This window comes from Mesorhizobium sp. M0983, from assembly GCF_040318975.1.
GTDB lineage: Bacteria > Pseudomonadota > Alphaproteobacteria > Rhizobiales > Rhizobiaceae > Mesorhizobium.
Genome location: NZ_JAMYNH010000026.1, coordinates 11,996 through 24,915, shown reverse-complemented (window position 1 = coordinate 24,915; position 12,920 = coordinate 11,996). Strand labels below are relative to the sequence as shown.

Here is a 12,920-nt window from a genome sequence, read left to right as displayed (position 1 = left end):
GGGAACAGGACCTCGGGCATGACGAGGCGCACACGCTGCTCAGCGATATCCTTGACCGAGAGAAGGTCTAACAAGACAAGTTGATGACCCGGCCTTCCGAGGCGTTAACAGTCATCCCTTTGCTTCTGCGGGGCGGTTTCGTAGAATTACTCGGGCTGAACGTGACGGCCGCTCGATTTGCCGCCGACAGAGAGCGATGGTCGGGTGTGCTACTCAATCGATCACAGGCAAAAAAAGGTCATGACCGCGCTTGCCTTCTATTCCGTCGGGACATGGCGCGTTTGTCTTTCCACTCGTAGAGTGAATAGACGATCGGGATGAACCATGGCTTGCCTCGGTAGAACGGCACTGCCTTCGGCGGCGGATCGAAGTCGAAAGCCGATCGGGCCTTCTCCATCTCGCCAAGAAGTTTGAAGGCTGCTTTCTTACCGAGCCAGCGCGCCCAAACCACGCCTGAGCCGCAGAAGCCGGTGGCGTAAACGGTGTCTCCCACGGTAAACATGCGTGGAACCATGTCACGGTTCATTGCGACCTGGCCGAACCAACTATGCGTAAGACCAACACCCGCCAGTTCGGCGAATATGCGGCCAAGTTCGGAGCGCAGGTGTGTGGTGGGGGCGAGCGGGTCCCCTTCCGTCGTGCCGTCGCGCCCGCCAAAGAGAATGCGTGAGCCGTCTGGCGATGGACGGTAGTAGTAGCTGAGCTGCCTCGTGTCGCCGTACATCATCCGCTTCGGCATCAGGCGCTCCATAACGCCGTCACCCAGGGGCTCAGTGGCGACGATGCGACTTCGTACCGGCACGAGTCGACGGCGAAGCCAGCGATCGAAGCCATCAGTATAGGCATTGGTGCACACCAGCACCTTCTTCGCAAACACCTCGCCCCGCGATGTGGCCACGCGCACGCCACCCACCTCCGCACTTGTCCCCAGAACCGCGGTGTTCTCATGGATGACCGCATCTGTCGCCTGGGCGACTCGCAGTATGCCGGAAAGCAGCTTGGCGGGGTGAAGCCCGCCGATATCCATGCGCACGAAGCCACCAGAGTAGAAGTCAGTTCCGATGTAACGCGATACGTCCGCGCGGGCGACTGGATACGCCTCAATCCCGAGAAAACGTTGCAACAACTCGGCATGGCGGCTCAATTCATCGCAATCGTGCTGATTTATCGCTCCATCGAAAAGGCCAGATAGAAAGAAGTCACAGTCCACCTTCTCTTCTTCAAGAAAGCGCCAAAGATCCTCTCGCGCAGCCTTTCCCTCCATCAAGATGCCGTTGGCGCGCGCTTCTCCAAACCTCCTGATCAATTGTTTGCGGCCGGGCCTTATGCTGCCGCTGGCCATGCCGCCGTTGCGGCTGGATGCGGCTTGCCCAATCGAAAGGCGGTCGAAAAGCTGAACGCTGCGGCCGGCCCTTGCAAGTTCAATGGCCGCCGACAGCCCAGCATAGCCGCCGCCGACAATGGCGACGTCGCATCGAGGGACTACCGGCCGCACTGGCAGGGGAGAAAAAGAGCAATCGTCCCACCAATACGGCATGGACTTGAAGGGGCGTGTGGAATCTTCGATATCCATGACGTGCATCTTGATCCAATCAGCTCACAGGTGTTCCGCTCAATCGCGGGAGACCCATAGCTTTCGTGTCGTTTCGATCACCCGCCAGACGCCCGTGAACCCGGGATGCATCACGAAAGCATCGCCCGCCGCGATTCGACGTGGCTCGAACCCGTCCTCGATGAGTTCCGAGACCCCCGAAAGGATATAGCAGAACTCGAAGGTTTCGCCCTTGACGGAACGATAGGCGCCGGGCGTGACCTCCCATACGCCGGCCTGCACCTGTCCATCGGCGGTTTGCGCGATATCCCAAGTCAGAAAACGCGGATCGCCTTCCACGCGTCGTTCCGGCAGCGGTTCGCCTCTCCTAGGTTCGGGGAGATTGTCATGGTCGACGAAGGTAAGCTTTGACATGGAGGACCTTTCAGCGTGCGGAGCGCGTCTCGAAAGACAAGCGCCTTTCGATGACATTCAGAGCAGTCAGACAGACGACGTTGATCACGAGATAAAAGACGGCGGTGATGACGAAGATTTCCATGATAGCGAATGTCTCGCTCATCAGCCGCTTGGCATAGCCGGTGATTTCAAGGACCGTTATGGTGGAAGCAAGACTCGATTCCTTGACGATAACGGCGACCTCAGTGCTGTAGGAAGGCAAGGCCTGCCGCAGCGCCAGGGGGAATTTGATACGCTGGAAGATCACCCACGGGGACATGCCGCAGGCCTCCGCCGCTTCGATCAGCCCACGCGGCAGCGAGAGAAGAGCGGTGCGGAAAATTTCCGCCGTGTAGGCACCCGTGTTGAGAATGACAGCGAGGATGGCGGCATGCAGACTGTCGCCGATCAGCCACCAGATGATCGTATTGTGGCGTATGAAACCGATCTGGGCGAGGCCGTAGTAAATGACGAAGATCTGCACGAGCATCGGCGTGCCCCTGAAAACCGCGCAATAGAAATCGGCGCATCTCCGGATCGTGCCGACTTGAGATGTACGGGCTGTTGCCAAGAGAATGCCGAACGGCAACCCAATGCCGATCCCGCAGATTGCAATCAGCAGAGTTGTCTTGGCGCCAACGAGGAGAAATGGAACCGCATAGGTGATGATGCCGAGATCCATTTTACCCTCTATCGAAGCCGCGATTGAAGTATTTTTCGGCGCGGTTGAACAGAACCTGGCTCACCGCGGTCATGGCAAAAAACATCGCGGCGGCAAGGCAATAGAACAGAAGCGACGAACGGGTGATGCCGGCGGCGACAGCTGCTGTGCGCATCAGTTCCTGCATGCCGACGACGGAGACGAGCGACGTATCCTTGATCGTCATCTGCCATACGTTGTTGATCCCGCCCAGAGCAAGTCTGAGGGCTAGCGGCAGCGTCACACGAAAAAAGGTCAAGCGTGGCGTCAACGAAAGCGATCGAGCCGCTTCCAGCAGGCCAACGGGTACGGCCTGCAGTGCGCCTCGTATGACTTCAATCGAGTAGGCGCACGAGATGGCGGCGATTGCGATGATACCGACAATGAGCGGATAGGCGTTTTCGGCGCTATTCGCATAGCCGAACGCGGAGGCAATTTTCTGTACCCAATCGACCGAGCCGAAAAACAGGAGATAGATAACCAGCAGTCCCGGAACGCCGCGAATGACGATGCTGTAGGCATCGACAACCTGCGACAGGACAGGCAGCCGGCGCCAACGAAGGATGGCAAGCGGTATTGCCGCCGCCAGCCCTAGGACCACGCCGAGAAAACCGATCAGAATCGTAACGCCGGCGCCGCGCATCAGTGCAAGGGCCCAGCCCTTGTCCACCATCAGCACCCAAATCTCGTTCAACATGAAAAACATCCCGGGACCGTCGCGGCAAAGCCGCGACGATCTGTTGATTGTCGGAAGATCACTTCTTGCACGGGATGGTGTAGTCGTCCTTGAACCAGTTTTGCGAGGTCGCCTTTACTGTACCGTTGGTGATCATGTCACAGAGCGCGGCGTCCAGCTTGGCTTTGAGCTCGGTATTGCCCTTACGCAGGCCGACGCCCATGCCATAGCCCAGCGTTTCGTGATCGTCCGCACCGGTGACCTTGACGTCGATGCGGGCAAAGTTGGCTCCGTCCGGCGAGCCTAGGAAGTCGACCCAGGTCGGGGAATCGCCAAAGGCGGCGTCGAGCCGGCCTGTCGCCAGATCGGAATTCTGCTGGGTAGTGGCATCGTAGGTCTTCAAGTCCGCGGTCGGAATATGTTTCTTGATGAACTGTGCGTAGGTGGTGCCGTTCACTACACCTATGGTTTTTCCGGGCAGCGCCTTTTCAATTTCCGCAAGGCTCTTCAGCCCCACGAGAGGAGAATCCTTGGGAACCACAAAATACTGGGGCGTGGTTGCGTATGGAATGGAGTAGTCGATCTTCTTCATTCTCTCGTCGGTGATGCCGAGACCCGAGATGATGACATCGAAGCGATCCTTGTCCATCGACGGAACCAGCGAACTGAACGTCTGAACCACGAATTTGCACTTGACCTTAAGTTCGGCGCAGATGCCGTTGGCGATATCGGCGTCGAAGCCGGTGACGTTACCGTTGGCATCGGCCATGCTGAATTGCGGTGCATCGCCCTCGGTGCCGACACGCAAAACGCCGTCCTCGGACCGTGCGATTCCCATTGTAGTCGTCAGGATTAGGCAGGATGCGGAGACCGAGCTAAATAGGTTCTTTGCGAGCATGTAATTTCCCCATTTCTTGCTTTTTGGTTGCCGCTATCAAGCGGCGGTTGAAATAACGCTGGAAAGAAACCGCTTCACCGCCTCTGATGCGGGACTGCAAAACAGTTCTTCCGGCACGGCATCCTGCTCAACGGTACCTTTGTGCAGGAATATCATTCGGTTCGACACCTCCCGTGCGAACCTCATTTCATGCGTGACGAGGAGAATGGTCGCCCCCTCGCCGGCAAGCGTTCTGATGACCTTCAAGACCTCGCCGACCAGTTCGGGATCAAGCGCCGAGGTTGGTTCATCAAAAAGCATCAGTTTAGGCCGCATCGCCAGGACACGCGCGATTGCCACGCGCTGCTGCTGGCCGCCCGAAAGCTGGCTTGGATATCGGTCGCGAAAGTCGGCCATGCCCACCTTCGAGAGGGCGGAGAGCGCTGTTTCTTCCGCTTCCCGCTTGTCCTGCCGCAGCACGTAAATCAGTGCTTCGGTCACATTTCCGAGCACGGTCCGATGGGGCCACAGATTGAAGCTCTGAAACACCATGCCAATGCGGCGGCGAAAAACCCTGATATTGGCCGCGTTGACGATTTCCGTTTCGTGGCGTTCGTTCTGGACGACTGAAATCGCGTCGCCCATCACCTTGATCTCGCCCGAGCTCGGGGTTTCAAGGAAATTAATGCATCGGAGTGCGGTGCTCTTTCCCGAGCCGGAAGAGCCAACGAGGGAAATGACCTCGCCCTGCCGCATCTGGAAGCTCACCCCGTTTAGAACACTGGTTGAGCCGAAGGCTTTGCGAAGTTCGTGAACTTTCAGAACAGGGGCCACGCCGTTTCCATCCACTCCACCGTTGCTCCGCCGCTTCAACCTTCGATCGTTTGGGCGACCTCGTTTACGGCCGCCTTGGCGATCAAGACCATCTCATCGATTTCGGATTCCGTCATAACAAGGGGCGGCGCAAACCCTAGAATGTCTCCATGCGGCATGGCACGGGCAATGAGATTGCGGTCGCGCGCCGCCTGAGAGATGCGGATCCCGACCTTCAGGGCTGGGTCGAATGCCTCTTTGGTCTCGCGGTCCGCGACGAATTCAACGGCGGCCATCATGCCGACCCCACGCACTTCCCCAACAATCGGATTCTGCTCGAAGGCCGCCTTAAGGCTCTTGAGAAGGTAGGCGCCCCTGCTCGCGGCCTGTCCGGGGAGATCCTCACGCTCGACAATGTCGAGTACGGCATTCGCCGCCGCCGCCCCGATCGGATGCCCCGAATAGGTATAGCCATGCGAGAAGGGCCCGACTCTAGGCGTCGCCTCCTCCATGACTTGGTAGATTTCCTCGGAGATGATAGACGCCGACAGCGGCGCGTAGGCGGAAGTCAACCCCTTAGCGACGGTAACCAGATCGGGTTCCATCCCATAGAGATCCGAGCCGAACATGGCCCCGGTTCGGCCAAAACCGCAAATCACCTCGTCGGCGATCAGAAGCACGTCGTATTTCTTCAATACGACCTGTATCTTGGCCCAATAGCCCGCCGGCGGGGGCGTGAGCCCGCCAGTCCCGAGCACCGGCTCGGCTATGAAAGCAGCGACGGTGTCGGGTCCTTCGGCAACGATCAGCGCCTCCAGCTCATCCGCGCGGCGCTGCGAGAATGCCTCCTCCGTTTCGCCCGGGAGGGCGCCGCGATAGAAATGCGGCACACTCGTGCGGAGGATGCCGGAAATAGGCAGATCCATATGATCGTGATAAAAACTCATTCCCGTCATTGAGCCGGACACCACCGAGCAGCCGTGATAGCCGCGCTCGCGGGCTATGATCTTCTTCTTCTTCGGTCTACCGCGCAGATTGTTGAAATACCAAACGATCTTGGCCTGTGTCTCGTTGGCGTCGGACCCAGAAAGCCCGTAGAAGACTTTCGACATGTTACCTGGCGCCATCCTGACGAGCCGATCCGACAGGCGGGCGAGTTCTTCGGTCGTGTGCGCAGCATAAGAATGATAGTAAGCCAGCTTATAGGCTTGGCGCGCAATGGCTTCCGCGACTTCAGTTCGACCATAGCCGATATTGACGCAATACAGTCCCGCAAAGCCATCGATATATTCCCGTCCGCTGGCGTCCCGGATGCGGACCCCTTTGCCGGTTTCCATGATCGTCGGCTCATTCGCGCCCGAAGCAAAATCTTTCAAATAAGTGAAGGGATGCAGAACCGAACGGCGGTCCATTTCAGCGATATCGGCAGTAGTTGTCATCCTCGGATCCTCAAGCGGCCTTCAGGTCCATGAAATGCCAAGGGTGTTGACACCTTTTCGCCCCTTGGCCGCAGCGACTGCGGCGTCTGCATCAAATCCGTTACTGATCGCGTCCCGGGAGATTTCCCGTCCCGTCGCCGGATCGGCGTTCCCCATTTTTTCGGCTGCATTCTTCGATGAACAACTGCGAGCGCAGAAGCCCGGACATGAACCGGGCGAGCTCTGGCTGCGCCCTTGTTGCGTATTTCGTTTTCCGTTCCCGACGATTGCCTTCATAAGGTAAGGCTATTGACATGAGACAAAGATTTTCGGCTTATTCAATCCAGAATTCGCAGAAATGCTGCTTGTTTGAAGCCAATGCGAGGAAAAAATGCGAATATCTCTCAAGCTTGATCGGCTGGATTCTCGCTTGCTGAACATCCTGCAAACCCACAACCGCTCCAGCACGGAAGAGCTTGGGCAAATGGTCGGTCTCTCGGCAACGGCCGTCCAGCGTCGTCTCAAGCGGCTACGTGACGGGGGTGTGATCGAAGCTGATGTCTCGATTATCAAACCTAAAATGGTGGGCCGCCCTGTTGCGATGTTAGTGCTGGTTTCGCTCGAGCGCGAACGGGCTGACATTGTCGACCGTTTCAAGCAATCCATCCGCCAGACGCCTGAAGTGATGAACGGCTACTATGTGACCGGGGAATCGGATTTCGTCCTCATAGTGACATCCCGAAGCATGGAAGACTACGAGGCCTTCACGCGGAAATTTTTCTACGAGAACCCAGACATTAAGGGATTCAAGACGATGGTCATCATGGACCGCGTGAAGGTCGGATTCTCCATGCCGATCAATTTCGACGATTTTTAATAAGTGATGCCTTCGTTGGATGCCGATTTGCGGATCACAGAAGATGATTAGCCTTCGGCCTGGGGATTCGTGCTGACGTTCACGACCAGGGAGGGCACGCGCCAGAAAGTCGTTGCCTCATCAAATTCTTTCTAAAACCGAATCTAATGTCCCAAGTTGTCCTGTAAGCGCACGCAATTCGGGCTGAGGCGCGACCCAGAAAGTTCGAAAGCTTCCAAGAACCCAGGCAAACTGGACGCCGCGGCGGACAATGAGGTTCACGGATATCTCGGCGAGCAGCAGCATTGGAACGGTAATATCGCCGGCAGAAGAGCGTCCGAAGGGGCTGTCGGCGACTCTGTCGTGGAAACGAAAAAAGAAGAGAAGCAGAACTTTCGTGTGCATTTTTTGCACACAAGTCATCATAACCATCTGATTTTGTTCATCTCTCTGCCCCATCCATCATAGGCGCCGTGGCAATTCTTCTCTCTAACGTCTTAATTTCCTTGTCTTTTTTATGTCTCAGTCCGTCCAATACCCCGTTGGAAAGACAGAGCAATTTGGCCTGAGCCACCCGCCCAAACGTAACCCAATTTACGATTATTCCGCCACAACGGAAGCCCATTTGGCCATATCGAAGTTCTCAATGCACACATAGTGCACACGAAAGCGTTTGGTCTAGTGCCACTCCGGAGCGGTTAGCGACGCCACACAATGCGTGAACCCGGTCGACCGGGCCGTCGTCCCAGGGAAGGCTGAGGGTCCCAGCCTTCCCTCCATTGCAACGCGGATCAGTAGATTTGTTTCGAGCTAAGTCTGTTTTTCGGTCTAGACTTCGAAATTAACAGGGATAGTCTGCTTTCGCCGGTGACAATAGATCACAAGCATTGGCGGGGTGGGTTGGCATCGAGCTACCATCCGGCTGGAGTGAGCCATGATCAACCCCAAAACGTCCAAATTGGGAGTCGCTCATCGCAGCGACCTGATCCTTTTGAAGCGGGTCTATAACCGCATCTGCCGCGAGCAAGGAATTGCCGAAGGCAGTCATCGGGCGGCGGAACTGAGAGCGAGCGCAATGGCGCTTATCTCGGTGGGCAAGCTCGACGAAGCATCTCTTTACGAGCGGCTTCGACGGGTCGAATACCCCGCCCCCAAACGTTAGATAGTAATGCGACCGGTTGCAACGCCGTAGACGCCAACGAGGCAGCCAGCTGCCGCAGCTGCAAAGACGAACCGTTCCCTGCCAACCAACACCGGCTTGTTCTGCTCCCGTCTGACCTGAACAAAAAGCAAGGTGCCGGGTGCGTAGAGGATGGACGACAGCAACAGGAATTTCAGGCCGCCTGAATAGATCATGAATGCGGCATAAAGGGTGGCGATACCGGCAATGATCAGGTCGCGAGATCGCTCCCGCGGTCTGGCGTCGTAGGTCTCATGGCGCACCGCGAGAAGGAGGCCGTATGCAGCGACGAGCAAGTAAGGAACCAGGATCATAGCGCTGCTCAGCTTCACCATCAGCGCGAATGCGTCTTCCGAAAAAAGCGTGCTGACAAGAAACAATTGAATGACAATATTGGTCAGCCACAGGGCGGCGGCTGGTACTTTGTGACGGTTCTCGCTTGCAAAAATTCTTGGCATGTCCCCGCTCTTTGCTGCTGCGAACAGCACCTCCACGCAGATCAGCGACCAGGCCAGATAGGCTCCGAGCACCGAAACAATCAGTCCGATGCTAACGAAAATTCCTCCCCACGGTCCGACAAGGGACTCCAGCACGGAGGCCATCGAGGGCTGTCTCATAGCCGCGATTTCCGTCCGCGCGAGTACAGCGTAAGGCAGCAGCGTAACCAGAACCAGCAGGCACAGCACGCCGACGAAACCCAGGATCGTAGCGGCGCCGACGTCCGAGCGTTTCTGTGCGTAACGGGAATAGACGCTTGCTCCTTCAATTCCGATGAAAACAAATACCGTGATCAGCATGGTCGCTCGGATTTGTTGGAAGAGACCGCCCGGCGACACGGGCTCCGTGTCCCGGAGGTTCGCGACGAAAAGGTCGGCATTGAACGCGCTGATCAGAATCACGATAAAGACAAGGATAGGAACGACTTTTGCGACGGTGACAACGGTGTTGATGATGGCAGCTTCTCTGATCCCGCGCAGGATCGTGAAATGGAACAGCCAGAGTCCGAGCGAAGAGACCAGGACAGCGGGAACCGTGTCGCCGTTGCCGAAAAAGGGGAAGAAAGCGCCAAGCGTCGATTTAATCAGGACCCAGTAAGAGACGTCGGCGATACAGGCGACCAGCCAGTAACCGAAGGCCGACAGAAACCCGGCATAATCACCGAAACCGGCTTTTGCGTAGGCAAAGATGCCGGCATCGAGTTCGGGCTTCCGCTCCGCGAGTGCCTGGAAGACTCGCGCCAGGGTGTACATTCCGGCCCCGGCGATACACCAGGCGATGATGGCGCCAACCGGCCCCGTCGCGTTGGCGAAAGTGCGCGGGAGTGAAAATATACCCGCGCCGATCATCGATCCGACTACCATGGAAGTTAGCGCGGCCAATGAAAGGGATCGCGGGGTCTCGGATGTCATGGTCGCGTCCTAAGGAGGGCGTTTGCTTACCCCGGCTGTGAGCTTTGCTGTCGCATTCCAGACCATCTTTTCGCCCGCTCCAACGCGGTCAGAGAGGCGATGAGGTCTCGATGCTGCATCGACGTCGTCGACAAGTCTAGCCAAGGTGATGCTCTGGGACGCCACAAGTCCCAAATAGAGACTTGGTGCCAAGCCGTGAGATTCCCAGCTAATTTCACGCCCATTTCAAAGGCATAGATTTACTTCGCCCATTGGTTGCGGGCTCGCTTGGTCGCCCATCACCGGGAGAGAGACGTGACGAGTAAATCCGAGCAGAAGCTGTCCTTATTCGCGTTGACCGCAATGGTCGTCGGATCGATGATTGGGGCCGGCATCTTCAATCTGCCGGGCAGGTTCGCCACCGCGACGGGCCCATTCGGCGCCATCATCGCCTGGGCCATAGCCGGAACCGGCATGTACATGCTGGCCCGGGTGTTCCAGGCGCTGGCCGAGAAGAAACCCGATATCGACTCCGGCGTCTTCGCCTATGCCAAGGCGGGATTCGGCGACTATATGGGCTTCCTCTCGGCGTTCGGCTATTGGCTCGGAAGCTGCCTCGGAAACGTCTTCTACTGGGTGCTGATCGGATCGACGCTCGGGCGCTTCTTCCCCGAGATTTTCGGGGATGGCAGCACCGCGACCGCGATCATCGTCTCGCTGGTTGGCATCTGGGCCTTCCATTTCATGATTCTGCGCGGCGTCGAGCAGGCCACCTTCATCAATAGCGTCGTAACGGTCGCCAAGATCGTACCGATCATCGTGGCGATCCTCGCCATGGTGTTCGCGTTCAACTACACGCAATTCTCCGAGAACTTCCTCGGCGGAGTGGGCATGCCGGATAAGACCCTGCTGGCGCAGGTGCGCGACACCATGCTGATCACCGTTTTCGTGTTCCTCGGCATCGAGGGGGCGAGCGTGTATTCGCGCTTCGCCGAGAAGCGTTCTGATGTCGGCACCGCCACCATTCTGGGTTTTGTCGGCGTCACCGGCCTGATGGTAGCCATCACCCTTTTGCCCTACGCCACGGCTCCGCGTGCGGCCATCGCCGGAGTCCAGCAGCCCTCGCTTGCCGGCGCGCTCGAACTGGTCGTGGGACATTGGGGCGCGGTGTTCATTTCCATCGGCGTGCTGGTGTCAGTGCTTGGCGCCTATCTCGCCTGGTCGCTGATCTGCGCCGAGGTGCTGTTCGCCGCGGCGAAGTCGCAGGACATGCCGAAGCTTTTCGCGGCGCAGAACGGCAACCGGGTTCCTGCCAACGCGCTTTGGCTGACCAATATCGTCGTCTCGCTATTCGTCATCTCAACCTACTGGTCGAGTGACGCCTTCAACGTCATGCTCGACATGACAAGCGTGACGGCGCTGCTGCCCTACCTGCTGGTGGCGGGCTATGGCGTGCTGATCGCCCGCCGCGGCGAGGGTTACGAGACCACGCCCGGCGAACGCGGGCGCGACCAGTTATTCGCCTGGATCGCCGTTGTCTACACGCTCATCATGTTTGTGGCCGCCGGCTTGAAATACGTACTGCTGGTGGCGGTGCTCTTCGTGCCAGGAACCGTCCTCTACCTCTGGGCGCGGCGCGAACAGAACGCGCGGTTCTTCACATCGGTCGAACTTATCATCTTCGCCGTCACCTTGGTCGCCGGCCTCGTCGGTTTCGTTGGCCTGCTGACCGGCGCCATTACACCTTGACGAGAAAGGCACAAGCCATGGCGATGGAAACGAAATTCGGCGTGCATTCCGAAGTGGGCCAGCTACGCAAAGTCATGGTCTGCGCGCCCGGCCGCGCTCACCAGCGTCTCACGCCGAGCAATTGTGACGCGCTTCTGTTTGATGATGTGCTCTGGGTCGACAACGCAAAACGCGATCATTTTGATTTCATGACCAAGATGCGCGACCGCGGTGTCGAGGTCGTCGAGATGCACAATCTGCTCGCCGAGACTGTCGCCATTCCGGAAGCGAAGAAGTGGATTCTCGACAATCAGGTGGTGCCGAACCAGGTCGGCCTTGGTCTCGTCGACGAGGTGCGCTCCTATCTGGAGGGGCTCTCCAACCGCGATCTGGCTGAGACGCTGATCGGTGGCCTCTCGACCCACGAATTTCCCGAATCCATCGGCGGCGAACAGCTCGAACTGATCCGCGACGCGGCCGGGGTGAACGAGTATCTACTGCCGCCGCTGCCGAACACGCTCTACACCCGCGACACCACCTGCTGGATTTATGGCGGCGTCACGCAGAACCCGCTCTACTGGCCAGCGCGGCATGAGGAGACCATTCTCACCACCTCGATCTACAAGTTCCACCCCGACTTCGCCGGCAAGGTGAACGTGTGGTGGGGCGACCCGACCAAGGATTGGGGCCTCGCCACGCTGGAAGGCGGCGACGTCATGCCGATCGGCAAGGGCAATGTGCTGATCGGCATGAGCGAGCGCACCTCGCGTCAGGCCATTAGCCAGCTCGCGGCGGCGCTGTTCGAGAAGGGCGCGGCCGAGCGTGTCATCGTCGCGGCGATGCCGAAGCTGCGCGCGGCGATGCATCTCGACACAGTGTTCACCTTCGCCGACCGCGACTGCGTGTTGCTCTACCCCGACATCGTCAATGGCATCGAGGCATTCTCTTACCGACCGGACGGCAAGGGCGGCGTCGAGCTGCACAAAGACAGGGGTACCTTCGTCGAGACGGTGCGCGACGCGCTTGGCCTCAAGCAGATGCGCGTCGTGGAGACCGGCGGCAACGCCTATATGCGCGAGCGCACCCAGTGGGACAGCGGCGCCAACCTCGTCTGCGCCTCGCCGGGCGTCGTGTACGCCTACGACCGCAACACCTACACAAACACGCTGCTGCGCAAAGAGGGCATCGAGGTCATTACCATCATCGGCGCGGAACTAGGCCGCGGTCGTGGTGGCGGCCATTGCATGACCTGTCCGATAATCCGTGACCCGGTGGACTACTAGCTAGGAGGCTGGCG

The 12,920-nt window shown here is 58.2% G+C and carries 13 protein-coding genes; 4 read left to right on the top strand and 9 right to left on the bottom strand.

Annotation, left to right across the window (positions count from 1 at the left end; translation table 11 throughout):
• Positions 1-238 precede the first annotated feature (238 nt).
• The 7 genes from NKH71_RS28865 to NKH71_RS28835 all read right to left on the bottom strand — a co-directional run bounded on the left by NKH71_RS28865 (position 239) and on the right by NKH71_RS28835 (position 6,492).
• On the bottom strand, positions 239-1,573 hold the full coding sequence (locus NKH71_RS28865; protein ID WP_352895592.1) for an NAD(P)/FAD-dependent oxidoreductase: 1,335 nt from the start codon (positions 1,571-1,573) through the stop codon (positions 239-241).
• 39 nt (positions 1,574-1,612) lie between these two features.
• Positions 1,613-1,966, bottom strand: coding sequence for a cupin domain-containing protein (locus NKH71_RS28860; protein WP_352643415.1), 354 nt, complete (start codon positions 1,964-1,966; stop codon positions 1,613-1,615).
• A gap of 10 nt (positions 1,967-1,976) precedes the next feature.
• Positions 1,977-2,669 carry an ABC transporter permease gene (locus NKH71_RS28855; RefSeq protein WP_352895590.1) on the bottom strand — a complete coding sequence of 231 codons (693 nt, stop codon included), beginning with the start codon at positions 2,667-2,669 and terminating at the stop codon, positions 1,977-1,979.
• 1 nt (position 2,670) lies between these two features.
• The gene (locus NKH71_RS28850) at positions 2,671-3,384 is read right to left on the bottom strand and encodes an ABC transporter permease subunit (protein ID WP_352895588.1); all 714 of its coding nucleotides are present in this window, start codon (positions 3,382-3,384) and stop codon (positions 2,671-2,673) included.
• 58 nt (positions 3,385-3,442) lie between these two features.
• Positions 3,443-4,201, bottom strand: a complete 759-nt coding sequence (locus NKH71_RS28845; RefSeq protein ID WP_352895655.1) for a transporter substrate-binding domain-containing protein — start codon at positions 4,199-4,201, stop codon at positions 3,443-3,445.
• A gap of 96 nt (positions 4,202-4,297) precedes the next feature.
• Positions 4,298-5,074: an ATP-binding cassette domain-containing protein gene (locus NKH71_RS28840; protein WP_352895586.1), complete on the bottom strand. Its 777-nt coding sequence runs from the start codon at positions 5,072-5,074 to the stop codon at positions 4,298-4,300.
• 35 nt (positions 5,075-5,109) lie between these two features.
• Positions 5,110-6,492: an aspartate aminotransferase family protein gene (locus tag NKH71_RS28835; protein WP_352895584.1), complete on the bottom strand. Its 1,383-nt coding sequence runs from the start codon at positions 6,490-6,492 to the stop codon at positions 5,110-5,112.
• Between the two features lie 370 nt (positions 6,493-6,862).
• Between NKH71_RS28835 and NKH71_RS28830 the strand changes: the two genes are divergently transcribed.
• Positions 6,863-7,348, top strand: coding sequence for an Lrp/AsnC family transcriptional regulator (locus tag NKH71_RS28830; protein ID WP_352895582.1), 486 nt, complete (start codon positions 6,863-6,865; stop codon positions 7,346-7,348).
• A 120-nt stretch (positions 7,349-7,468) separates the two neighbouring features.
• On the opposite strand, the gene NKH71_RS28825 is transcribed toward NKH71_RS28830, so the two are convergent.
• Entirely contained in the window at positions 7,469-7,786 is a 318-nt protein-coding gene (locus tag NKH71_RS28825) for a hypothetical protein (RefSeq protein ID WP_352895580.1), read from the bottom strand.
• Between the two features lie 475 nt (positions 7,787-8,261).
• On the opposite strand from NKH71_RS28825, the gene NKH71_RS28820 reads away from it, so the two are divergent.
• Positions 8,262-8,489, top strand: a complete 228-nt coding sequence (locus NKH71_RS28820) for a hypothetical protein (protein ID WP_352895578.1) — start codon at positions 8,262-8,264, stop codon at positions 8,487-8,489.
• Here NKH71_RS28820 and NKH71_RS28815 read toward each other — a convergent pair.
• A complete protein-coding gene (locus NKH71_RS28815; RefSeq protein WP_352895576.1) occupies positions 8,486-9,916 on the bottom strand; it encodes a basic amino acid/polyamine antiporter in 1,431 nt (476 codons plus the stop codon). The two genes, NKH71_RS28820 and NKH71_RS28815, sit on opposite strands and share 4 nt — an antisense overlap.
• A 294-nt stretch (positions 9,917-10,210) precedes the next feature.
• Here NKH71_RS28815 and NKH71_RS28810 point away from each other — a divergent pair, with 294 nt between their 5' ends.
• Together NKH71_RS28810 and NKH71_RS28805 are read left to right on the top strand one after the other, a co-directional pair.
• Entirely contained in the window at positions 10,211-11,644 is a 1,434-nt protein-coding gene (locus tag NKH71_RS28810) for a basic amino acid/polyamine antiporter (protein ID WP_352895574.1), read from the top strand.
• Positions 11,645-11,667: 23 nt separating this feature from the next.
• Positions 11,668-12,906: an arginine deiminase gene (locus NKH71_RS28805; RefSeq protein ID WP_352895653.1), complete on the top strand. Its 1,239-nt coding sequence runs from the start codon at positions 11,668-11,670 to the stop codon at positions 12,904-12,906.
• Positions 12,907-12,920: the final 14 nt, after the last annotated feature.

Excerpts from the sequence above, each read along its gene's own strand:
- NKH71_RS28855 (WP_352895590.1), bottom strand. The coding sequence starts at position 2,669 with ATGGATCTCGGCATCATCACCTATGCGGTTCCATTTCTCCTCGTTGGC.
- NKH71_RS28805 (WP_352895653.1), top strand. The coding sequence starts at position 11,668 with ATGGAAACGAAATTCGGCGTGCATTCCGAAGTGGGCCAGCTACGCAAA.
- NKH71_RS28825 (WP_352895580.1), bottom strand. The coding sequence starts at position 7,786 with ATGGGGCAGAGAGATGAACAAAATCAGATGGTTATGATGACTTGTGTG.
- NKH71_RS28845 (WP_352895655.1), bottom strand. The coding sequence starts at position 4,201 with ATGGGAATCGCACGGTCCGAGGACGGCGTTTTGCGTGTCGGCACCGAG.
- NKH71_RS28865 (WP_352895592.1), bottom strand. The coding sequence starts at position 1,573 with ATGGATATCGAAGATTCCACACGCCCCTTCAAGTCCATGCCGTATTGG.
- NKH71_RS28830 (WP_352895582.1), top strand. The coding sequence starts at position 6,863 with ATGCGAATATCTCTCAAGCTTGATCGGCTGGATTCTCGCTTGCTGAAC.
- NKH71_RS28820 (WP_352895578.1), top strand. The coding sequence starts at position 8,262 with ATGATCAACCCCAAAACGTCCAAATTGGGAGTCGCTCATCGCAGCGAC.
- NKH71_RS28815 (WP_352895576.1), bottom strand. The coding sequence starts at position 9,916 with ATGACATCCGAGACCCCGCGATCCCTTTCATTGGCCGCGCTAACTTCC.
- NKH71_RS28860 (WP_352643415.1), bottom strand. The coding sequence starts at position 1,966 with ATGTCAAAGCTTACCTTCGTCGACCATGACAATCTCCCCGAACCTAGG.
- NKH71_RS28850 (WP_352895588.1), bottom strand. The coding sequence starts at position 3,384 with ATGTTGAACGAGATTTGGGTGCTGATGGTGGACAAGGGCTGGGCCCTT.
- NKH71_RS28835 (WP_352895584.1), bottom strand. The coding sequence starts at position 6,492 with ATGACAACTACTGCCGATATCGCTGAAATGGACCGCCGTTCGGTTCTG.